20 protein-coding genes are annotated in these 21,458 nt (G+C 70.3%); 4 read left to right on the top strand and 16 right to left on the bottom strand.

From position 1 onward, the window contains the following. Positions 1 to 211: 211 nt before the first annotated feature. From VED21_RS06870 to VED21_RS06830, 9 genes are all read right to left on the bottom strand, one after another. Positions 212 to 2,806 (bottom strand): EAL domain-containing protein, encoded by a 2,595-nt coding sequence (locus VED21_RS06870; RefSeq protein ID WP_324881583.1) that lies wholly within the window; start codon positions 2,804 to 2,806, stop codon positions 212 to 214. 92 nt (positions 2,807 to 2,898) lie between these two features. Next, positions 2,899 to 4,848, bottom strand: coding sequence for a bacteriohemerythrin (locus VED21_RS06865; protein ID WP_324881582.1), 1,950 nt, complete (start codon positions 4,846 to 4,848; stop codon positions 2,899 to 2,901). A gap of 192 nt (positions 4,849 to 5,040) precedes the next feature. Next, positions 5,041 to 5,340: a cytochrome C oxidase subunit IV family protein gene (locus tag VED21_RS06860; protein ID WP_324881581.1), complete on the bottom strand. Its 300-nt coding sequence runs from the start codon at positions 5,338 to 5,340 to the stop codon at positions 5,041 to 5,043. A 15-nt stretch (positions 5,341 to 5,355) separates the two neighbouring features. After that, positions 5,356 to 5,925: a cytochrome c oxidase subunit 3 gene (locus VED21_RS06855; protein ID WP_324881580.1), complete on the bottom strand. Its 570-nt coding sequence runs from the start codon at positions 5,923 to 5,925 to the stop codon at positions 5,356 to 5,358. Continuing rightward, complete coding sequence (locus VED21_RS06850) at positions 5,925 to 7,481, bottom strand: cytochrome D1 domain-containing protein (RefSeq protein ID WP_324881579.1); 1,557 nt, start codon at positions 7,479 to 7,481, stop codon at positions 5,925 to 5,927. The genes VED21_RS06855 and VED21_RS06850 overlap by 1 nt, the downstream gene beginning before the upstream one ends. Then, positions 7,474 to 8,658 carry a heme d1 biosynthesis radical SAM protein NirJ gene (gene nirJ / locus VED21_RS06845; RefSeq protein WP_324881578.1) on the bottom strand — a complete coding sequence of 395 codons (1,185 nt, stop codon included), beginning with the start codon at positions 8,656 to 8,658 and terminating at the stop codon, positions 7,474 to 7,476. Before nirJ ends, VED21_RS06850 begins: the two co-directional genes overlap by 8 nt. A gap of 68 nt (positions 8,659 to 8,726) precedes the next feature. Continuing rightward, the gene (gene xdhB / locus VED21_RS06840) at positions 8,727 to 11,057 is read right to left on the bottom strand and encodes a xanthine dehydrogenase molybdopterin binding subunit (RefSeq protein WP_324881577.1); all 2,331 of its coding nucleotides are present in this window, start codon (positions 11,055 to 11,057) and stop codon (positions 8,727 to 8,729) included. Then, positions 11,050 to 12,513 (bottom strand): xanthine dehydrogenase small subunit, encoded by a 1,464-nt coding sequence (gene xdhA, locus VED21_RS06835; RefSeq protein ID WP_324881576.1) that lies wholly within the window; start codon positions 12,511 to 12,513, stop codon positions 11,050 to 11,052. The genes xdhB and xdhA overlap by 8 nt, the downstream gene beginning before the upstream one ends. A gap of 76 nt (positions 12,514 to 12,589) precedes the next feature. Next, complete coding sequence (locus VED21_RS06830) at positions 12,590 to 13,024, bottom strand: CBS domain-containing protein (protein ID WP_324881575.1); 435 nt, start codon at positions 13,022 to 13,024, stop codon at positions 12,590 to 12,592. Positions 13,025 to 13,232: 208 nt separating this feature from the next. On the opposite strand from VED21_RS06830, the gene VED21_RS06825 reads away from it, so the two are divergent. Further along, a complete protein-coding gene (locus VED21_RS06825) occupies positions 13,233 to 13,814 on the top strand; it encodes a hypothetical protein (RefSeq protein ID WP_324881574.1) in 582 nt (193 codons plus the stop codon). Here VED21_RS06825 and VED21_RS06820 read toward each other — a convergent pair. After that, complete coding sequence (locus VED21_RS06820) at positions 13,720 to 14,985, bottom strand: M20 family metallo-hydrolase (protein ID WP_324881573.1); 1,266 nt, start codon at positions 14,983 to 14,985, stop codon at positions 13,720 to 13,722. The two genes, VED21_RS06825 and VED21_RS06820, sit on opposite strands and share 95 nt — an antisense overlap. A 34-nt stretch (positions 14,986 to 15,019) precedes the next feature. Further along, positions 15,020 to 15,682 carry a response regulator transcription factor gene (locus VED21_RS06815; RefSeq protein WP_324881572.1) on the bottom strand — a complete coding sequence of 221 codons (663 nt, stop codon included), beginning with the start codon at positions 15,680 to 15,682 and terminating at the stop codon, positions 15,020 to 15,022. 392 nt (positions 15,683 to 16,074) lie between these two features. Between VED21_RS06815 and VED21_RS06810 the strand changes: the two genes are divergently transcribed. The 3 genes from VED21_RS06810 to VED21_RS06800 all read left to right on the top strand — a co-directional run bounded on the left by VED21_RS06810 (position 16,075) and on the right by VED21_RS06800 (position 18,364). After that, positions 16,075 to 16,737, top strand: a complete 663-nt coding sequence (locus VED21_RS06810; protein WP_324881571.1) for a response regulator transcription factor — start codon at positions 16,075 to 16,077, stop codon at positions 16,735 to 16,737. A gap of 136 nt (positions 16,738 to 16,873) precedes the next feature. Then, the gene (locus VED21_RS06805; protein WP_324881570.1) at positions 16,874 to 17,584 is read left to right on the top strand and encodes an HAD-IA family hydrolase; all 711 of its coding nucleotides are present in this window, start codon (positions 16,874 to 16,876) and stop codon (positions 17,582 to 17,584) included. A gap of 72 nt (positions 17,585 to 17,656) precedes the next feature. Continuing rightward, the gene (locus VED21_RS06800; RefSeq protein ID WP_324881569.1) at positions 17,657 to 18,364 is read left to right on the top strand and encodes a PRC-barrel domain-containing protein; all 708 of its coding nucleotides are present in this window, start codon (positions 17,657 to 17,659) and stop codon (positions 18,362 to 18,364) included. A gap of 1 nt (position 18,365) precedes the next feature. Here VED21_RS06800 and VED21_RS06795 read toward each other — a convergent pair whose 3' ends face one another. From VED21_RS06795 to dcd, 5 genes are all read right to left on the bottom strand, one after another. Then, positions 18,366 to 18,494 (bottom strand): DUF1289 domain-containing protein, encoded by a 129-nt coding sequence (locus VED21_RS06795; RefSeq protein ID WP_324881568.1) that lies wholly within the window; start codon positions 18,492 to 18,494, stop codon positions 18,366 to 18,368. Between the two features lie 69 nt (positions 18,495 to 18,563). Beyond that, positions 18,564 to 19,226 (bottom strand): deoxyribonuclease V, encoded by a 663-nt coding sequence (gene nfi / locus VED21_RS06790; RefSeq protein ID WP_324881567.1) that lies wholly within the window; start codon positions 19,224 to 19,226, stop codon positions 18,564 to 18,566. 26 nt (positions 19,227 to 19,252) lie between these two features. Further along, a complete protein-coding gene (locus VED21_RS06785; protein ID WP_324881566.1) occupies positions 19,253 to 19,723 on the bottom strand; it encodes a DUF2948 family protein in 471 nt (156 codons plus the stop codon). A gap of 18 nt (positions 19,724 to 19,741) precedes the next feature. After that, positions 19,742 to 21,034, bottom strand: a complete 1,293-nt coding sequence (murA, locus tag VED21_RS06780) for a UDP-N-acetylglucosamine 1-carboxyvinyltransferase (RefSeq protein ID WP_324881564.1) — start codon at positions 21,032 to 21,034, stop codon at positions 19,742 to 19,744. A gap of 70 nt (positions 21,035 to 21,104) precedes the next feature. Then, positions 21,105 to 21,458: dCTP deaminase (gene dcd / locus VED21_RS06775; protein WP_324881563.1), on the bottom strand; the 354-nt coding region annotated here is incomplete at its 5' end.

Below are 21,458 nucleotides of genomic sequence, written 5' to 3'. Positions count from 1 at the left end.
TTGAGGGAGAAGGGTTGGGATGAGGGGTCGTTACCGGCGGCAGCCGGGATACAGACTCTGTTTTCCGGCCATCCGGCCGTAACCACCCTCACCCCAACCCCTCTCCCCTCAAGGGAGAGGGGCTTTTTTCTTCGCTATATCAATGCGCTATCTTCCGCCAAAAGATAATGTGCATGCCGTAGCGCCTCCCAGTGGAGGCGGGGGAGGGCGATCATGTGACCGGCAGCAGATTACGGTTGAACAGGCTCTCCAGGTCCGCGGGCGAAACCGCGCGGCTGATCAGATAGCCTTGGATCTCATCGCAGCCGGCTTCCTGAAGCACGCGCACCTGCTGCACCGTCTCCACCCCTTCGGCGATGGCCTTCAGGCCGAGCGCGTGGCACAGCGCGACGATGGCCCGCAGCAGGTCGGCGTCGCGGCCCCCAACGCCGTCGCCACCGTTGCCGTCGTCGGCGTCCAGGGCGGCGATGAACGTCCGGTCGATCTTCACCGCGTGGATCGGCAGCGTGCGCAACGCCGCCAGGCAGGAATGCCGGGTGCCGAAGTCGTCGATGGCGACCACCACGCCCAGGCGGTTCATCTGCTCCACCGCCTGCGCCACGCGCGCGGGGTGGTCGACCAGGGCGGCCTCGGTCAGCTCCAGTTCCAAGTGGATGGCGGCAAGCCCGGTCTCGGCCAGCACGCGGCTCACCGTCTCCGACAGCTCGGCCGAGCGGAACTGGTAGGGCGACACGTTGACCGACGTGCGAATCGGCGGCAGGCCGCGCTCCTGCCAGCTCCGGTTCTGCCGGCACGCCTCGCGCAACACCCACTCGCCCAGTTCCGGCATCAGGCCCATGCGCTCGACGGTCGGCAGGAAATCGGCCGGCAGGACGACGCCGTGCTCCGGATGGTTCCAGCGGATCAGCGCCTCGGCCCCCGCCATGCGCCCGGTGGTGAGGTCCAGCTTCACCTGATAGGCCAGCGAGAACTCGCCGCGCTCCAGCGCCCCGCGCAGGCGGTTCTCGACGGTGACCATCTCATGGCTGCGGGCGTTCAGCGCCGGGGCGTAGACCTGGAAGCCGTTCCGCCCGCCCTGCTTGGCCTGATACATGGCCAAATCGGCGCAGCGCAGCAGGTCGTCCACCCCTTCCGCGTCACTGGGATAGACGGCGATGCCGATGCTGGTGGTCACGAACACCGCGCGGCCCGCGACGTCCAGCGGCGCCTTGACGGCGGCGATGGTCCGTTCCGCCACCTTGCCGGCGTCGGCCGGGTCGTCCAGGTCGGTCAGCACCAGCACGAACTCGTCGCCGCCGATGCGCGCCACCGTGTCGCCCTCGCCCACGCAGGCGCGCAGCCGGGCCGCCGTCTCCGTCAGCACCTTGTCGCCGGCGTCATGGCCGAAGGTGTCGTTGATCCGCTTGAACAGGTCGAGGTCGAGGAACATCACCGCCAGCGCGCGGCCGTGACGGTGCGCCGCCGCCATCGCCTGCGCCAGCCGGTCGGTGAGCAGCCGCCGGTTCGGCAGGCCGGTCAGCGCATCGACGTAGGCGAGGCTGCGCACCTCCTCCTCGTGCTGCTTGCGCTCGGTGATGTCGCTGAAGATGGCGGCGTACTTGACCAGCCGGCCCTGCCCGTCGCGGATGGCGTTGATGCTCAGCCACTCCGCGAACACCTCGCCGGTCTTGCGGCGGTTCCAGATCTCCCCCTGCCAGTGCCCTTTTTCCGCCAGCGAGGCCCAGAGGGCGGCGTAGAACGCCTCGTCCTGCCGCCCGGACTGCAGGATGTTGGGGTTGCGCCCGACCACCTCGTCGGCGCCCCAGCCGGTCAGACGCGTGAAGGCCGGGTTGACGTATTCGATGCGCCCCTGCGCATCGACGATCATCACCCCCTCCAGCGACGCCTCGATCACCGCGCGCGCCAGGAACAGGTCCTGGTGCGACCGGATCAGCGCCTCGTCGCGCTCGCGCAGGGTGGCGTTGAGCTGGGCGATGTACTCGTATTGCAGCGTCGCCAGGATGTCGGAGAAGGACAGCAGGCCGACGAAGGCGCCGTCGTCGCCGCGCACCGCCAGATGGCGGATGCCGTGCTTGGCGAACAGGTTGCGGGCGCTGAGCAGCGGCGCCCGCGCCGCCACGGCGACCAGCGGCCGGCTGGCGGCGGCCCCGGCGGTGGCGTCCAGCCGCCGCTCCGCCGTCAGGCGGACGAGGTCGCGCTCGGTCAGCATGCCGGGCTCGGCCTCCCCCTCGCCGCCCAGCACGATCGCAGCCTCCACCCCCTCCGCGCGCAGTCGCCCGGCCGCCTCGGCCAGCGGCAGCGACGCTGCCAGCAGCACCGGGGAGCGCGACATCACCGACCGCACGTCGCGCAACGTCAGGTACTGCTCCACGCCGTGGTTCAGCACCACGTCGGTCTGGCTGAGCATGCCCACCGGCGCGCCGTCCGCGTCCACCACCAGCAGATGGCGCACCTGCGCGTCGCGGAACGCGATCCCCGCTTCCGAGACGGAGGCGTCGGCGTCGATGGTGCGCACCGGGCTGGTCATCACCTCGCGGATCGGCCGGTCGAACCCGCCGGGGCTGGCGAAGTCGACGCACAGCGCGTCGCGCTCCGTCCAGATGCCGACGGCGCGCCCGTCCTCAACCACGATGATGGAGCTGTGGTGCGACTGCGCCATGCGCCGCGCCGCCTCGGCGATGGGGGTGCCGGGCGGGCAGGACAGAAGCTCGCGCGTGGCGATCTCGCCGACGGCGCGCGTTGGGAAACCGGGTGGTGAACTCTCGACCATCGACACGTCCGCTGCCGCAGCGCTGGGCCACGGCATGACTCTAAATCATCAGAACGCGTGCGACCCTAGGCCTTTCGCCACGCGGCGTCCAGCCGCAGGTGATCCGATGATTTTCCGATAGTCACGCCTCACCCGTGCTGCAGAAGCTGCATGCCACCGGCGAAGCGGTCCAGCAGGTTGCGCAGCCGCGTCTGCGCCGCACCATCCAGCAGGAAGCGGACGTGCGTGCCCTTGGCGCTGACGCCCACCACTTCCGCCGCGAAGGCGCCGGGCGCGCGCTCCACCTCCAGGGTCAGCCGCTCGCCCTTGGCGGCGTCGATCTGCACGGCCAGCAGGGCGCCGCCCATGCCGATGTCCACGAGGCGCCCGGTGTGGCGCTGGCCGCGCCCATCGACGATGGTGCCGACGTTGGCCGGGATGCGCGGGAACTCGCGCCGGTTGCCGGCGGCCGAGCCGCGCAGCGTCTCCACCAGCCGGCTGCGCAGCCGCTCCACCTCCTCGGCCACCTGGCTGGCGTCGTCCAGCACCTGGGCCGACATGCTGCCGGCCTCGCGCGAGGTGGCGGAGACGACGCCGATGCTGGTCAGCACCTCCGTGGTGCCGCTGGCGGCGGCCTGGGCGCGCTGGGCGATGGCGCCGGTCGCCTGCTTCTGCTCCACCACCGCGCCGGTCACCGCCTGGGCGATGGTGTGGATTTGGCCGATGGTGTTGCCGATGGCGCCGATCGCCGTCACCGCCTCGTCCACCGCCGCCTGGATGGCGCCGATCTGGCCGCTGATGTCCTCCGTCGCCCGGCCGGTCTGGTTGGCGAGGCTCTTCACCTCGTTCGCGACGACGGCGAAGCCCTTGCCCGCCTCGCCCGCGCGGGCCGCCTCGATGGTGGCGTTCAGCGCCAGCAGGTTGGTCTGGCTGGCGATGTCCTGGATCAGGCGCACCACCTCGCTGATGCGGGCCGAGGAATCGGCCAGCGCCTGGACGATGGTGCCGGTGCGCCCGGCCTCCTCCACCGCGGCGGCGGCGATGCTGCTGGACTGCTGCACCTGCTCCTCGATGGCGCGGATGGCGCTGGACAGGTTGTCGGCCTCGGCGGCGACGCTGCGCACGCTGCTGGTCGCCCCCTCGGCCGCCGTGGCCACCGCGTCGGACCGCGTGCGCACGTCGTCGGACTGGCCGTGCATGCGCCCGGCGCTCTCGCGCATGTGGCGGGCGCGGGCGATGATCTCGCTGACCGATTCCGCCACCGCCTGCTCCAGCCCGTCGGTCATCTCCAGCAGCTTCTGCTTGCGCTCCCGCTCGGCCTTGCGCATCAGGGAATCGGCCTCGGACGCCTGACGGCGCGCCTCGCTCATGTTCGTCTTCAGCACGCGCAGCATGGCGGACAGTTGCCCAACCGGGCCGCTGCCCGCCACCTCCGGCACGTCCACCTTCGTGTCGCCCAGCGCGATGCGCGCCAGCACCCGGTTCAGCCCGTGCAACCGCGTCTGCTGGCGCAGGACGAAGACCGCGAACAGCACCAAGCTCCCGGCGTTCAGCGCCAGCCCCGCCGTCCACCCCGTCACGTCCAGCACCAGCCCCGCCACCCCGGCCGCGACCGCCGCGACCGCCAGCGCGGCACCCGCCAGCGGGCTGCGCGACGGCGGCACGGCGGCCACCGGCTGGTCGCGCAGGCTGTGGATGCCCAGGCTGTTGAAGAAGGTCTTGTACTGCATATCCTCGCCGAGGATGTGCTTGACCAGCCAGTCGCGCAGGAAGTCGAACACCTCGTCGGAGATGACGTCGGAGCCCTCCTCCGCGAGCTTCTTCTGAAGGCGGATGGCGGTGTTCTTCAGATTCTCGTGGATTTCATGGTGCCGGTGAAGGACGGGATAGTCCCACTTGCGGAACAGCGCCTCTTCATCGGCGAAATGGCTGGCGGTGTAGCTGACCAGCTCGTTCAGGATGCGGCCCATCACGTCCGCGCCCTGCCTGGCCTCGTTGGCGTCCCACAGCTGGTTCAGGAGATCCATCAAGCGCTTGTGCGCGTCGTCGAACTCGCGAATCCCGACGGAAAACTTGTCGTCCCAGCTGATGAGCGACATGAACACCCCACGATTGGACAGTTGCCGGCCGCTGAATCCGTGCCGATGGCAACCGCCGACCAATCCTTCGAATGCGAATTGTTGCGTCCGGCCACCACTCGGCAAGGCATGCTAGCTTGATGGTGTTACCATCATCTCGCATCGATTTGCATGGACTGTCGGCAGCCTGTGACAAAATGCATCAGTTGCCAATTATTTGTTCAGCGTCGTACCGATCCAGCCCAGATTTTCGGCAGCGTAGGCCAGCAACACCAGCGCCGCGATCAGCACCAGGTAGGCGGTCAGCACCACCCGCCAGACCCGCCCGGCGTGCTTCAGCTCCAGGTAATGCAGCAGGATTTCCCGCCCCTTGAACAGCGCGGTCAGCAGCACGCCCGCCGTGCCGGCCACGCCCAGCGGCTCCTGCGTCGCCGCCCCGCCGACCACCAGCGCGGTGACCGACAGCGCCAGCAGCACGACCCACGCCAGCGTCAGGCGGTTGATGCCCTTCACCACGGCAGCTCCCCCTCAACGGATCAGGTAGACGATGGGGTAGAGGATCACCCAGATCAGGTCGACCATGTGCCAGAAGGCGGCCCCCGTCTCCAGGTTCTCCACGCTGTTCTTCCAGGCCACGACCAGCAGCAGGCCGATGCCGAACACCACGTGCAAAGCGTGGAAACCGGTCAGCATGAAGTACAGGCTGAAGAAGGCGTCGCTGTCGATGGTGTACCCGGCGCTGAGCGTCGCCGAATACTCCATCATCTTGATCACCAGGAAGACGCAGCCCACCACCGCCGCCCCGCAGAACAGCCGCCGCGCCCGGCCGCCCAGCCCCCGGCGCCCGGCCTCCACGCCCAGTGCCGCAACATAGCCGCTGGTCACCAGCACCAGCGTGTTGAGCCCGCCCAGCAGCCGGTCCAGGTGCGCCTGCCCGGCGTCGAAGGTCGCCGGATCCAGCGTCCGCGCCACCGCGAACCCCACGAACGCGGCGCCGAACACCGCCAGTTCGCTGAAGATGAGGATCCACATCATCAAGTTCCCCGGCAGGCCGGCGAACCCGTCCTCGCGCGTATCGTCCACCACGGCGACGCCCATCAGTGACTCGTCCCCTCGGACAGGGTGATCTTGTTGAAGACGTTGTACTTGCCGACCGGCTTCTTCATCGGCAGGCGCTTCACCTCTGCAAACGTGCGCGCGTCGTAGATCACCAGGGCGCCGTCCTGCTCCCACACGCTGACCAGCGCGAAGCGGCCGTCGCGGGTGAACTCCACGTGCGCGGCGGTCTTGCCGGGCTCCGGCGTGATGGTGCGCACGATCTCCAGCGTGTCCTTGTCGAGGATCGCCATGGTGTCCTTCTTCGGCCCCAGCATGGCGTCGGCCCAGGCGGTGCGGACGTTCTCATGGCTGCGCAGGAAGAAGCCGGGACCCAGGCTGTCGATCCGCTTCACCGTCTTCCAGTCGCCCATGTCGATGACGGAGATGGTGGAGCCCTTGAGGTGCTGCGTCGCCATCACCCGCCGCCCATCGCGCATCCACGAGATGCCGGAGCCCAGGTGCGGCATGCCCGGCAGGTCGAGGCTCGCCTCCTTGCGCCGGGCGTCCAGGTTGACGACCTGCCCGCTTGCTCCGTCGCGCGCCGCCCCGATGACGCCGCTGTAGTCCGGGTTGAAGAAGAAGTCGTCCAGCGGCTCGGCCAACTCCGTCCGGCGCAGCGCGAACAGGCCCTTCTGGGCCGGCACGCCTTCCTCCTGCCCCTTCTCGTAGCTGTGGACGAGGCCGGTGTAGACCGGCGGCGCGTCGTCGTTGGTGGCGATCTCCCAGATCTCCGGGATGTCCTTCAGCGCCACGACGAAGCTGTTGCGCATGGGGGCGGTGTACACCGCGCTGACGCGCGACGTGCGCCCGTCCGCCGCCGCCACCGGCATCACCTTGATCAGGCTCAGGTCGCGGGCGTCCAGCAGGACCAGCGTGCGCGGCAGCGTGTTGCCCACCGCCACGAAACGCCCGTCACCCGACACGGCGATGTTGCGCGTGTTGATGCCCGCGCGCACCTCCGCCACGGTCTGCAGGCTGTACAGGTCGTAGACGGCGATCCACCCGTCGCGCGAAGCGAAGTAGGCGAACCGCCCGTCGGGGGAGTACTTCACCCCGCCGTGCAGCGCGAACCGGCTGGGGAAGCGCGCCAGCGGCTCGAACCGGTCGCCGTCCAGGATGGTGACGTGGTGGTCCCCCGCCTCCACCACCGTGAACAGGTTCAGCGGGTCGGCGTCGAACACGGGCTTGGCCGGCAATTCGGCGCGCGTCTTGTGCACGACATGGCTGGCGGCGATGTCGACCGCCTCCCATTTCGGGTCTACCTGTGGCGCCTTCAGGACGTAGCCGGCAAGGTCCTTTATCTGCGCCTCCGTCAGGGTGCCGGCGAAGGCCGGCATCTGCGTGGCCGCCCGCCCCTCGGCGATGACCTTCTGCGCCTCCGCCGGCTTCAGCCGGCCCAGATTGTCGGGCAGCAGCGCCGGCCCGATGGCGCCCAGCCGGTCGCCGCCGTGGCAGGCGGCGCAATGCTCGGCATAGGTCGCGGCCGGCCCCTCCATGGCCAGGGCCGCGCCGGGAAGCAGCGCGGCCAGCGCCGCGGCGAACAGGGTGTTACGCATGGCACAGCTCCGCGCTCGCGCGCCCGATCTCATCGTCGCTCAGGTAGCAGCCGGGGTCCTCGGCCCAGGGATCGCCGGTCGTCTGGAAGGCGCGCACCCGCGTGTTGCCGTTGCAGATCTCCAGGTACCGGCAGTCCGCGCACCGCCCCGACACCGGCCGGGGCCGCTGGTTCAGCGCCGCCAGCAGCGGGTTGGAGAGGTCGCCCCAGATCTCCCCGAACGGCCGGGCGCGCACGTTGCCCAGCGTGTCGTGGCCCCACATGGTGTCGGGGTGGACGTCGCCCTGCGTGTCGATGTTGGCGATGTGGACACCCGACGCGTTGCCGCCCCAGCGCCGCAGCATCGCCTCCAGCGCCCCCGCCTTCTCCGGCAGGTTGGCGCGCACCCAGTGCAGCATGAAGAGGCCATCGGCATCGTTGTTGCCGGTGACGATCTCCCGCTCCCGCCCCGCGCGCGCGTCCTCCAGCGCCGTCTCGCACAGCAGTTCCATCGCATCCCGCGTGGTGGCGTGCAGCGCGTCGCGCTCCCGGTTGGTGTTGCCCCGCCCGGCGTAGTTGAGGTGCGACAGGTAGAACTTGTCGATCCCCTCGACCAGCATGAGGTCGAGCAGGGCCGGCAGGTCCACCGCGTTCTCCTCCGTCAGCGTCAGCCGGATGCCGACCTTGATGCCCTCGGCCCGGCACAGCCGGATGCCGTGCAGCGACTGGTCGAACGCACCCTCACGCCGCCGGAAGCGATCATGCCGGTCCTTCAGCCCGTCCAGGCTGATGCCGACGTAGTCGTACCCCGTCGCCGCGATGTCGCCGATGCGCTGTTCGTCGATCAGCGTGCCGTTGGACGACAGCCCGACGTAGAAGCCCATCGCCTTGGCACGCCGGGAAATCTCGAAGATGTCACGGCGCATCAGCGGCTCGCCGCCCGACAGGATCAGCACCGGCACCCGGAACGCCTTCAGGTCGTCCAGCACACGGAACACCTCGGCGGTGCTCAGCTCCCCCGGAAAGTCGTGGTCGGCCGAGAAGGAATAGCAGTGCAAGCAGCTCAGGTTGCAGCGCCGCACGAGGTTCCAGATCACCACCGGCCCCAGCGGCGCGGAGGCCGGATGCGGCGCCGCCGCGCGGCGCGGCGCTCCCCCCGGATTCACCAGGGCCCGCATGTACTGGCTCAGTCGGAACATGGTTCGGCTCCCTTCTGCCCCGCCCGTTGTCGCACGGGCGAAGCGGGAGCCTCTTGACCGAAGTCAGGTCACCCCTGCCGCCGCACCGCCTCGCAGGCCAGCAGTACGCGCTCCGGCGTCGCCGGCGCGTCCAGGCGCACGGGGTGCCGGTGCCCCCCCAGCGCCGCCACCGCGTCCTTCAGCGCCAGCCAGCCGGACAGCGCCAGCATCAGCGGCGGCTCGCCCACCGCCTTGGAGCGGTGGATGGTCTCCTCCCGGTTGGGGCGGGCGTCGTACAGGCGCACGCGGAAGTCGGCCGGCAGGTCGCGACTGGTCGGGATCTTGTAGGTGCTGGGGGCGTGCGTGCGCAGCCGCCCCTCGCCGTCCCACCACAGCTCCTCGGCCGTCAGCCAGCCCAGGCCTTGGACGAAGGCGCCCTCCACCTGGCCCAGGTCGATGGCCGGGTTGATGGAGCCGGAGCAGTCGTGCAGCAGGTCGCAACGCGGGAAGCGGTACTCGCCGGTCAGCGTGTCGACCAGCGCCTCCGTCACCGCCACGCCGTAGGCGAAGTAGAAGAACGGCCGCCCCGACTGCGTCGCCGGATCCCAGTGGATCTTCGGCGTCTTGTAATGCCCGGTGGCCGACAGCGGCACGCGGTTGAGGAAGGCGAGCTTCGCCACCTCGGCGAAGCCCAGCGCGTGATTGCCAGCGAAGACGGCGTTGTCGCGGAACGCCACCTGTTCGGGCGGCACCTTGCAGTGGTCCGCCATGAACGCCGTCAGCCGCTCCTTGATGGTCCGCGCGGCGTTCAGCGCCGCCATGCCGTTCAGGTCGGTGCCGGTGGAGGCGGCGGACGGCGGGGCGTTCGGCACCTTGTCGGTGACGCTGGCGGTGACGCGCAGGCGGGCGGCGTCGATCTGGAACTCCTCCGCCACGATCTGCGCGATCTTGGTGTGGATGCCCTGCCCCATCTCGGTGCCGCCGTGGTTCACCTGGACCGAGCCGTCGGTGTAGACGTGCACCAGCGCCGCCGCCTGGTTGAGGTGAAGCGCCGTGAAGGAGATGCCGAACTTCACCGGTGTGAAGGCCAGCCCCTTCTTCAGGACCGGGCTGGCGGCGTTGAACGCCGCCACCGCCCGCCGCCGTTCGCGGTAATCGCTGCTCCGCTCCAGCTCGTCGAACAGCTCGGGCAGGATGTCGGCGTCCTCCACCCGCATGCCGTAATGGGTAACGTCCCGCTCGGGTGCTGCGTAGAGGTTGGCGCGCCGCACGTCCAGCGCGTCGCGGCCCAGGTGGCGGGCGACCTCGTCCACCACATGCTCGATGGCGGCCATCCCCTGCGGCCCGCCGAAGCCGCGGAAGGCGGTGTTGGACACCGTATTGGTGCGGCAGCGGTGGCCGGTGATGGTGGCGTGGGGCAGGAAATAGGCGTTGTCGGCATGGAACATGGCGCGGTCGACCACGCCGTTCGACAGGTCCAGCGACATGCCGCAGCGTGCCGCCAGTTCCATCTCCAGCCCCAGGATCCGCCCCTCCCCGTCGAAGCCGACGTCGTAGCGCACGAAGAAGTCGTGGCGCTTGCCGGTCATCAGCATGTCGTCGTCGCGGTCCATGCGGAACTTCACCGGCCGGCGCGTGTGGTGCGCCAGCAGCGCGGCGATGGCCGCCACGTGCGCCGCCTGGCTCTCCTTGCCGCCGAAGGCGCCGCCCATGCGCCGGCATTCCACCGTCACCGCGTTCATCGGCAGGCCCAGAACCTTGGCCACCTGATGCTGCACCTCCGACGGGTGCTGGGTGGAGGAGTGCACCTTGTACCCGCCGTCGCCGTCGGGAATGGCGTAGGCGATGTGGGTCTCCAGGTAGAAATGGTCCTGCCCGCCGATGCGCAGCTCACCCCGCAGGCGGTGCGGCGCGCCGTTCAGCGCCGCCGCCGCGTCGCCGCGCCGCATGGTCTGGCTGGGGGAGACGAACAGCCCCTGCTCCAGCGCCTCCTCCGGCGTCAGGATAGCCGGCAGCGGTTCGTAGAACACCTCCACCCGCCGCGCGGCAGCGCGGGCCGCAAGCATCGTCTCGGCGGCGACGGCGACCACCGGCTGGCCGGCGTATTCCACCAGATCGGGGGCCAGCAGCGGGTCGCCCGGCAGGATGGCGCCGATGTCCAGCTCCCCCGGCACGTCGTCGTACGTCAGAACCGCGTGCACGCCGGGCATGGTGCGCGCACCCGCCAGATCCATGCCCAGGATGCGCGCATGCGCCTTGTCGGACAGGCGTACGGCGGCGTGCAGCGTGCCCGGCAGTTCCGGCAGATCGTCGACGTACGGCGCCGAACCGGTGACGTGGCGCAGCGCGCTGTCGTGCGCCTGCGCCGTGTGCACGCCGCCCCGCACCGGGCGTACGCCGTGGTTGGTGCCGTCAGTCATGCGCCGTCTCCAGGGCGTACGCGTCCTCGCCCACGCTGTGCAGGAAGAAGCGCGTCAGCAGGTTGCGCGCCACCAACGCCCTGTACCGGTCCGACGCGCGGAAATCGCCGATGGGCCGGAAATCGTGCTCCAGCGCCGCCGCGGCGTTCGTCACCGTGCCGATGCTCCACGGCTCACCCAGCAGCGCCGTCTCCAGCGTCTGCGCCCGCGCCGGCGTCGCCGCCATGCCGCCATAGCCGGCGCGGAACCCCGTCACCGTGCCGCCGTCCAGCGTCAGCAGGAAGGCCGCGCAGACGGCGGAGATGTCCTGGTCGCGCCGCTTCGACACCTTCCAGGTCGCGAACACCTGCCCCGGCGCCGGCAGCGGAATGCGGATGCGCTCCACGAATTCCCCGCGCTTCAGGTCGGTCCTGCGGTAGTCGAGATAGAAGGCGTCCAGCGGCACCTCGCGCCGCTGCCCGCCGCGGTTCAGCACCAGCACCGCGCCCAGCGCCAGCAGCGCCGGCATGCTGTCGCCGATGGGCGACCCGTTGGCGACGTTGCCGCCCAGCGTGCCCAGGTTGCGCACCTGCGCCGCGCCGATGCGCCGCACCAGCGCCGCGAACGACGGCAACCGCCGCTCCAGCACCGGCAGCAGCTCGGCGTAGGTGACCGCCGCGCCGACGTCCAGGTGCCCGTCCGCCTCCACCACCGTGCGCATCTCCGCAACCGCGCCCAGGTGGATGAGCGTGGGCAGCGCCTTGTGCTGCTTGGTCACCCACAGCCCCACGTCGGTGCCGCCGGCCACCAGCGTGGCGTCCGGATGGCGCTCCAGCGCGGTCGTCAGTTCGCCCAGCGTGCGCGGCGTGTGGAAGGCGCCGCCACCCGTCGAGACGGCCAGCGGCGCGTCGCGCCGGATCGAGGTCAGCAGCGCCACGATGCCGGCCTCGGCGCGGGTGAACCGGTCGTCCCCGTCCAGCGCGCGCAGCCGCCGTGCCGCGTCCAGGATCGGCCGGTAGCCGGTGCAGCGGCACAGGTTGCCGGCCAGCCCGTCGTGGATGGCCTCGTCGTTCAGATCAGCGCCGGAGTGCAGCAACGCGAACAGCGCCATCACGAACCCCGGCGTGCAGAACCCGCATTGGGAGCCGTGCTCCTCCACCAGGGCCCGCTGCACCGGGTGCAGGGCGCCGTCTTCATCCGCGATGTCCTCGACGGTCAGCAGCAGCTTGCCGTCGATCATCGGCAGGAACAGGATGCAGGCGTTCACCGCGCGGTAGCGCACGCGCGGCTCGCCGTCCGGCCCGTTCTCCAGTTCGCCCAGCACCACGGTGCACGCACCGCAGTCGCCTTCGGCGCAGCCCTCCTTGCTGCCGGGCCGCCCGTTGGCGCGCAGCCATTGCAGGACGGTGGCCGTGGGCTCGGCACCCTTGACCTCGACCACCCGTCCGCCTAGCACGAACCGCACCGCGCCCGTCATGCGCCCTCCACCCCGTTTCTCTCAGTGTGGGAGGGCAACACGCCGGGAGCAAGGCTCCAAACGTCTGGGTCGCTTCCTACCCCAGGATCTCGGCGATCGCCTCCTTGTCGTGCACCTCCTGCTCGAAACGGGTGAGTTCCGGCCCCACCGCGTCGCGGATGGACACCATGCCGACGGGCCGGCCCTTCGACACCACCGGCAGATGGCGGAAGCCGCCATCGTGCATCAGGTGCAGCGCGTGCCCGATCGGCCGCTCCGGCTCGATGGTCGCCGGGTCGTCGGTCATCACCTCGCCAACCATCGTGCGGTCGGGGTCCAGGCCGGCCGCCAGCACGCGGAACAGGGCGTCGCGTTCGGTGAAGATGCCGGTCAGCCGCCCCGCCTCCACCACCATCAGCGCGCCGATCCTGTATTCCCGCATCATGTGCGCCGCCGTGCGCACCGACGCGGTGGGTTCCACCGTAAACACACGCTGGTTGCGGACGATTTCCCGGATCTGGCGGTTCGGCATGTGAATTCCTCCCCTGTGGTGCAGCGTTTCCGGGGACAAATCATGCGGCCGTTGGAATTGCTGGGCAACACGGCAATCCGTCCAGATCACCGATCTACCCTCCTGGACGAACGCGCCCCCCCAAAAGGGGTAGGCCCGCGATTTTTGTGGTGGCCGCAATCATTTGCATGCCCAATATTCCCGTTGAGCAACATGCCGGCCGGCGGACATGAACGATTTCAGGGCAGCGGTGGGCTACGTGGCCAGTGTGGCGCTGTCCGCCTGGGCGCTGCACGGCGCCTTCACCTCGTTCCTGACGCTGCGGGCCGACCCCGGTTCCAGCATCGAGGCGGGGCTGTGCGCGCTGGCCGCGGCGGCGCTGTCCTGGCCCCGCCGGCCGCTGCACGAGCTGCCGCTGCGCCAGCGCCACGCCGCCACCATCGGCAGCCGCACCGCTGGCGTGTTCTACCTGCTGTTCACCGCCCTCACCGTGATCGAGCGCGCGCCGGAGTACATGGAGTACGTCGACGGCGTCGCCGAGACGGTCCTGTACGTCGTCTTCAGCCTGCCGCTGCTCATCCTGTTCTCGACGGGGGCGATGATCTACGGCACGGCGGCGGCCGGCTTCTTCGTGTCGATCGCCCTGGCGACCCTGTGGATGCGCGTCGCCCGCCGGCTGCACCCGGCCAGTGGGTGTCCTCTCAGGGGGCACCCGCTCAGCGGTTCGCCAGTTCCGCCAGCGCCTCGGCCAGTACCCGTGTCCCGGTGGCAAGGTCGGCGGGGGTTGCGCTCTCGGCCGGGTGGTGGCTGACGCCGCGCGCACACGGCACGAACAGCATGCCGGCCGGCGCCAGCTTGGCAACGAACGCCGCATCGTGCCCGGCCCCCGACGGCAGCTCGCGATAGGGAATGCCCTGGCGCCCGGCGGCGGTGCGCAGCGTGTCCAGCACGCCCGCGTCGAACACCAGCGGGGCCGCCGTGAAGGTCTCGGTCACCCGCACCTCGCACGCCCCGGCGTGCTGCCGGCACAGCGGCTCCACCGCGTCGCCCAGGCGGGTCAGCGGCCCCTGCTCCGGGTGGCGCAGGTCTATGGTGAAGAAGACGCGCGACGGCACCGTGTTGGGTGACCCCGGCTCCCCCTCGAACCGGCCGATGGTGAAGCGCGCGACGTCCTCCGCGTCCTCCATGATGCCGCGCAGCGCGCCGACCATGGCGTGCGCCGCCATGAAGGCGTCGCGGCGGCGCGCCCGCGGCGTGGTGCCGGCGTGCGCCGCCTCCCCCAGCACCTCGACGGCGAACCAGCGGTAGCCCTGGATGCCGGTGACCACGCCCAGGTGCAGCCCGGCCTCCTCCAGCACCGGCCCTTGCTCGATGTGCGCCTCGATGTAGGCGTGCACCGGCAGGCCGGCGTCGCGCACGGCCATCTCCGGCTCGCCGGCCAGCACGGCGGCCAGCGCCTCGCGCGCGGTGGTGCCGGCGCGGTCGACCGATACCAGCGCCTTCTCCAGCGGCAGCGCCCCGGCGAACACCTGGGAGCCCATGCAGCCGGGCTGGAAGCGGGAGCCCTCCTCGTTGGTCCAGGCCACCAGCTCGACCGGGCGGCGGGTTTCGATGCCGGCGTCGTTCATCGCCTGCAAGGCCTCGAACCCGGCCATGACGCCGTAGGCGCCGTCGAACTTGCCGCCCATCGGCTGGGTGTCGAGGTGGGAGCCGGTCAGCACCGGCGCCGCCCCGCCCTCGCGCCCGGCGCGGCGGACGAACAGGTTGCCGATGGGGTCGGTGGACACGGAAAAGCCCTGCTCCCGCGCCCAGGACGCCAGCAGGCTGCGCGCCGCCGCGTCGTCCGGGGACAGGGCCGGGCGGTCCACCCCGCCGTCCGGCCGGGCGCCGATGGCCGCCATGTCCATCAGCCGCTGCCACAGCCGGTCCTCCCGGACCGCCGCCGCCACCGATGCCGCCGCCGATCGCGCGTCGCCGCCCATGCTTCCCTCCGTCGTTTTCGGGCAGGTTAGCGGCTCACACCTCGTCGGGGAAGCAGCCGCTGCGCGCCGCCACCACGGCCACCTGCGTGCGGTTGCGCACGCCCAGCTTCTGCATGATGGCGCGCACGTGCACCTTCACCGTGCCCTCCAGCACGCCCAGTTCGCGGGCGATCTCCTTGTTGGAATGGCCGGCCAGCAGCAGCTGGAACACGTCGCGCTGCCGGTCGGTCAGCCGGTCGAGGATCTGCCCGGTCTGCCGCTGCGGCTCGCTGGCGACGTTGCCGGCCAGCACGGCGCGCGGCAGCGGCAGGAACGTCTCCCCCGTCAGCGCCAGCTTGATGGCGTGCTCCAGCACCTCGGTCGAGCTGGTCTTGAGGATGTAGCCCTTGGCCCCCATCCGCACGCTGTCGATGATGTCCGCCACCTCGTCGGAGCCGGAGATCACCAGGAGCGGCGTGTCGCCCAGCGCCTCGACCATGCGGCGCACCCCGTCGCGGCCGGCCCGCTCGCCCATGTTGAGGTCGAAGAGCACCAGCGTGAGGTCGTCGCTGCGCTCGACCACGTCGAGCGCCTCGCCCAGCGATCCGGCCTCCACCACCTCCGCATCGGGATGGATCTCGCCGACCGACAGCGCGAAGCCGTGGCGAACCAGCGGGTGATCGTCGACCACGAGGAACTTCTGGGTCTTGTTCCGCACAGCCGCTTCGTTGCGTCCCGAACGCACTTGCACTTCCATCGTATCGTCACCTTTGTCGCGGCGCTTGGTTTCTGACGAGCAGACTAAATGCCACGCCCAAGCAGCGCCTATTCCCCATGTCACCCAGAATTAGCCCTAGGACAAGCCCCCGAAAACAAAAACCTCAGCAACAAACAAATGCATCACGATCATTCCACATACCACTAAATCGTCAAGAGCAACCAATGTTCCTTGCCTTGCCGTCACGACAACCGTATAAAGCACAAGCGCAGCAAACGTAAAGCCCGCATTTTCCCGACATTGAATGACGCATTTTATCGAACTTGTCATTACTTGTCTGGACGATGCGCAACAACATCTTCGCGCGAGGGTAGCATTGCGGAGGAGCAACAATGTCTAATTGGAACGTCATGCTTGTCGATCACGACAGGCTGTTTTCCGCCGCGCTTGGAACGCTGATCAGTAGCGGTCCGTTCCGCATCTGCCAGCATGCGGTGAACGCACAGGACGCGCACACCGCGCTCGAACAGGGCGCGGACCCCGACCTCATCGTCATGGCCCTGCAGGACGGCTCGGCCGAGGAGCTGGCGAGCCTCAAGCGCCTGCGTGCATCGTCCGGCGCCCGCATCGCCGTGCTGGCCGACGCCATGGCCGACCGTTCGCTCTCGCTGGCGCTGAAGGCCGGGGCGGACGCCTACCTCAACAAGGGGATGTCCAGCGAATCCCTGCTGCGGTCCCTGCACCTCGTCATGCTGGGCGAGGTGGTGTACCCCACGCACGTGGCCAGCCTGCTGATCGCCACGGCGAATGAGCGCCCGCAGCAGCCCCGCGTCGCCCCGGTCCCCAGCAATGAGCTGTCGAAACGCGAGGTGCAGATCCTGCGCTGCCTGCTGGCCGGGCAGTCCAACAAGGCGATCGCCCGCAACCTGCACATCACCGAATCCACGGTGAAGATGCACTTCAAGAACGTGATGCGGAAGATCAACGCCCAGAACCGCACCCAGGCGGCGGTGTGGGCCATCCAGAACGGCCTGTCGCCGCTGCTCAACGCCTGAAACGGACGGCGCCTGACCTGCGCCCGACCGACGCGCCGGCCTCCCCCGCCCGATCGCGGGGGAGGCGCCCCACCCCATCGGGCGTTCCGCCCCCGCGCGCCATCCCTTACCCTTCTCCGTCCATGAGGGAGGGCGGATGGTGCTGCGCGCGCTGATTTTCGACGTCGACGGGACGCTGGCCGAAACGGAGGAGGCGCACCGCGATGCCTTCAACCGCACCTTCGCCGAATTCGGCCTGCCCTGGTCGTGGGACCGCACGCTGTACCGCGCCCTGCTGCGCGTGTCCGGCGGCAAGGAGCGCATCCGCGCCTTCGTGGCCCACCACGACCCGGCCCGTGACGGCGCCGGCCTGGACGACCTGATCGCCTCCCTGCACCGCCGCAAGACGGAGCTGTACACCGCCGCGGTCGCCGCTGGCGGCGTGCCCCTGCGCCCGGGCGTCGAGCGCCTGATCGGCGAGTCCCGCGCCGCGGGCCTGACGGTCGCCGTCGCCACGACGACGACGCGCGCCAACGTGCTGGCGCTGATGGACGGTGCGACCGGCGGCGCCGGGCACGGCTGGTTCGCCACACTGGCCTGCGCCGAGGACGCGCCGCGCAAGAAGCCCGACCCGCAGGTCTACCGCGTGGTCCTGGACCGCCTCGGCCTGCCCGCCTCCGCCTGTCTGGCGCTGGAGGATTCGACGAACGGCGTGCGCGCCGCCTGCGCCGCCGGCATCCCGGTGGTGGTCAGCGAAAGCGTCTACACCGATGGCGACGACTTCGCCGGAGCCCGCGCCGTGTTCCCCGACTTCGCCGCCCTGACGCTCGACGACCTGCGCCGCCTGCACGGCGGGCAGCCGGAGTAGCACCGGAACTCCCATCGCGCACTCCTCGTTACCCCGGCATCGCCGCCGTACGGGAACACCGAGGAGGCCGCCGTGAACCCCGCCCGACTTTTCGCCGCCGGCATCACCGCCGCGGTACTCCTCCTGCCCGGTACCGCGCCGCGCGCGCTCCCGGCGCAGCCGATCCACGTCGCGGCCGACACCGCCGCGCCGGACGATTGGGACTACCGCGCGGCCTACAGCGGCTGGCGCGCCTCCGGCCTGATCGACGCCGTGGTCTTCGGCGCCAACGGCGAGGAACTGGGGGAGGTGAAGGACCTTCTGGTCGGCCCCGACGGGCGGCTGCGCGCCCTGTCCATCGAGGCGAGCGGCATGCTGGACATCGGCCCGGCGCTGTTCACGGTGCCCTGGCGCGACGCCACGCCGGGCCCGGAGCCCGACACCGTGTCCCTGCCGATCACCGCGGAGGAGGCGACGGCGCTGGCCCGCGCCGACACGCCGGACAGCATCGGGCCGGGCGGCTGGCGGGTGCTGCCGCTGCTCGGCCGGCCGGTGCACCTGACGGGCACGCGCAACTACGGCACGGTGGACGACGTCATCTTCGACACGCCCGGCGCCATCGTCGCCGCCGTCGTCATGCCCAGGACCGATCCGAACGGCCCCTACGCCTTTCCCTGGCGGGACGTCACGCTCGCCCCGGCGCAGAGCGCGCTGGCCCTGCCCGCCACGCCCGCGCAGCTGCGGGCACTGGGTCCCTTCGACTACGACCGCATGCCCGACGGCGCGCTGGCCCGGCGGTAGGTCAGGCGTTGGGCTCCGGCGGTTCGGCCGGTTCGCCGTAGATCTCGGCCTCGGTGCGGCCACAGCCCTCGCACCGGCCGTCCTCGCCGATCACGCAGATGCCCACGCAGGGGTTTTCCGCCTCGTCCATCGCCCGCAACGCCTCTCCGCAATGCCTGACGCCGATCTGGCATTCCCCTGGTCTGCCGTCAAGGTCGCGTCAGCCATGCATGCGCGACAGCGCGTCGGCCAGCCGAATGGGTTCCGGCAGCCGCCACTTCGGCGTGACGCGCAGGACCACCTCGACAGCCGTTTCCAGGCTCACGCGATGTCCGATGGAGACGAACAGCGGGTTGGTGCCGTCGCGCGTGCGCAGCGCCACGCCCACCAGCTCGCGCCGGTGGAACATGGGCGAGGACGCGCCGCGCTCCCGCCTCGGCTCCTCGTAGCGGCCGACGAGCCGCGACTTGGCGACGCCGATGGTCGGCAGTCCGGTGACCACGCCCAGGTGGCAGGCCAGCCCGAAGTGCCGGGGATGCGCCAGCCCCTGCCCGTCCACCAGCACGAGGTCCGGCGGCTCCGGCAGCAGCGCCAGCGCCGCCGCCATGGCGGGCACCTCGCGGAAGGACAGCAGCCCCGGCACATAGGGGAAGCGGGTCGGCGCGCACAGCAGGACGGAGCGCCTCAGCTCCAGCGTGTCCGGATTCACCTCCGCCACCGCCGCCCAGGTGACGCGGTCGCCCTCGCCGAAATGCGCGTCGACCGCGGCCAGCCGGCGCAGCGGGCCGAAATCGTCGTGCGTGACCACCTGCCCGCGCAGCCGCTCCTGCACGGCGCGCGCCTCGGCTTCCGTGGTGGGCCAGGGTTCCTTCGTCGGGTCCATGCCGCGACAACAGAGACCCCGGCCGTTCAGCCTTCCGCGCTCTCGTCGATGGGATGGCAGGGCTTGCAGGTGGTGGGCCAGGGGTCGCCCAGGTCCTCCACCATGCAGTGCCAGCGCGACCCCTCCAGGCGGATGCAGCCGCCGCCGGCGAAGTGCAGCGCGACGCCGCCCTCGACGTGCTCCAGGCTCAGCAATTCCAGGATCTGGCCACGGTCCTTGAGGTCGATGCCGCGGGCCTTCACCGCCGTCACCCCTTCGAAGCGCACGCCGCAATGGGTGCGCTCGTAGGGGAACTGCGCGTCGTCGTCGGCGGTGAAGCCGTCGTCGCGCGGCTTGTCGCAGGTCTCCCACTTGAAGCGGTTGACCACCAGCACGAAGCGCTTGTCGTCCGGCAGGAAGCACATCTCGCCGATCGGCACGATGGCATCCTGCAGACAGGCCGAAACGACCTTCAGATCCTCCTCGTCCTCGGCGCGCAAGCGGATCGGCGTGGTCATGGTTCCTCGGGTCCGTTCCTAGTCGTCGTCGCGTTCACGCACCCGCTCGATGTCGGCGCCGCAGGCCGCCAGCTTCTCCTCCAGCCGCTCGTAGCCGCGGTCGAGGTGGTAGACGCGGTTGACCGTCGTCTCCCCTTCCGCCGCCAGACCGGCCAGCACCAGCGAGACCGAGGCGCGCAGGTCGGTCGCCATGACCGGCGCGCCGGTCAGCCGCTCGACCCCGCGCACCAGCGCCGAGGCGCCGTGCACGGTGATCCGCGCACCCATGCGCATCAGCTCGGGCGCGTGCATGAACCTGTTCTCAAATATGGTCTCGGTGATCATGGCTGCACCCCCCGCCGTGCACATCAGGGCCATCATCTGGGCCTGAAGGTCGGTGGGGAAACCGGGGAACGGCTCGGTCATCACGTCGATGCCGTGCAGGGCACCGTTGGCGCGCGACACGCGGATGCCGTTGTCGATCTCGGTGAACTCCACGCCGGCCTGCGCCAGCACCTTGGCGGCGGCGCTGATCAGGTCCAGGCGGGTGTTCAGGATGTCCAGTTCGCCGCCGGTGATCGCCGCGGCCATGGCGTAGGTGCCGGTCTCGATGCGGTCGGGCACCACCATGTGGCGCGCACCGTGCAGCCGGTCCACGCCCTGGATGCGCAGCGTGTCGGTGCCGATGCCGCTGATCTTCGCGCCCATGGCGACGAGGCAATGGACGAGGTCCGTCACCTCGGGCTCGCGCGCGGCGTTGACCAGCACCGTCTCGCCCTTGGCCAGCGTGGCGGCCATCAGCAGGTTCTCGGTGGCGCCGACGGACACCTTGGGGAAGACGATCTCGGCCCCGTGCAGCCCCTTGGGCGCCTTGGCGACGATGTAGCCGCCGGTGATCTCGATCTGCGCACCCATGAGCTCCAGGCCCTTGATGTGCAGATCGACCGGACGGGCGCCGATGGCGCAGCCGCCGGGCAGCGACACCTTGGCCTCGCCGCAGCGCGCCACCAGCGGCCCCAGCACCAGCACCGACGCGCGCATCTTGCGCACGAGGTCGTAAGGCGCCGTGGTGTTGGTGATGTCCTTCGCCGTGAAGTCCACCGCGCGGCCGGCGCAGTCGCCGCCCGCGCCGTTCATGTGAATGGCCACGCCGTGCTGGAGCAGCAGGTTGCACAGCGTGTTGATGTCCGCGAGGATCGGCAGGTTCTTGAGAACCAGCGTCTCGTCGGTGAGCAGGCTGGCCGTCATCAGGGGCAGCGCGGCGTTCTTGGCGCCGCCGACCTCGATGGAGCCACGCAGGGGGTTACCGCCGCGGATACGGATCCTATCCATGGGACCTATGAATGCTTGATGCTGTAGGGATGGGGCTGGTGGGCGCCGATTGCAAGACGCCCCGCCGCACTTAGAGGCGCGGCAGGGTGACGCCCTTCTGCCCCATGTATTTGCCGGACTTGTCGGCGTAGGAGGTCTCGCAGACGCTGTCCCCCTTGAGGAACAGGAACTGGCACAGCCCCTCGTTGGCGTAGACCTTGGCCGGCAGCGGCGTGGTGTTGGAGATTTCCAGCGTCACGTGGCCCTCCCACTCCGGCTCGAGCGGGGTGACGTTGACGATCAGGCCGCAGCGCGCGTAGGTGCTCTTGCCCAGGCAGATCACCAGCACGTCGCGCGGCACGCGGAAGTACTCCACCGTGCGGGCCAGGGCGAAGCTGTTCGGCGGGATGATGCAGACGTCGGTCTTGCGATCGACGAAGCTGTT

This window comes from Azospirillum sp. (genome assembly GCF_035627195.1).
Classification (GTDB): Bacteria; Pseudomonadota; Alphaproteobacteria; order Azospirillales; family Azospirillaceae; genus Azospirillum.
This window is presented reverse-complemented; position numbering and strand designations above follow the sequence as displayed.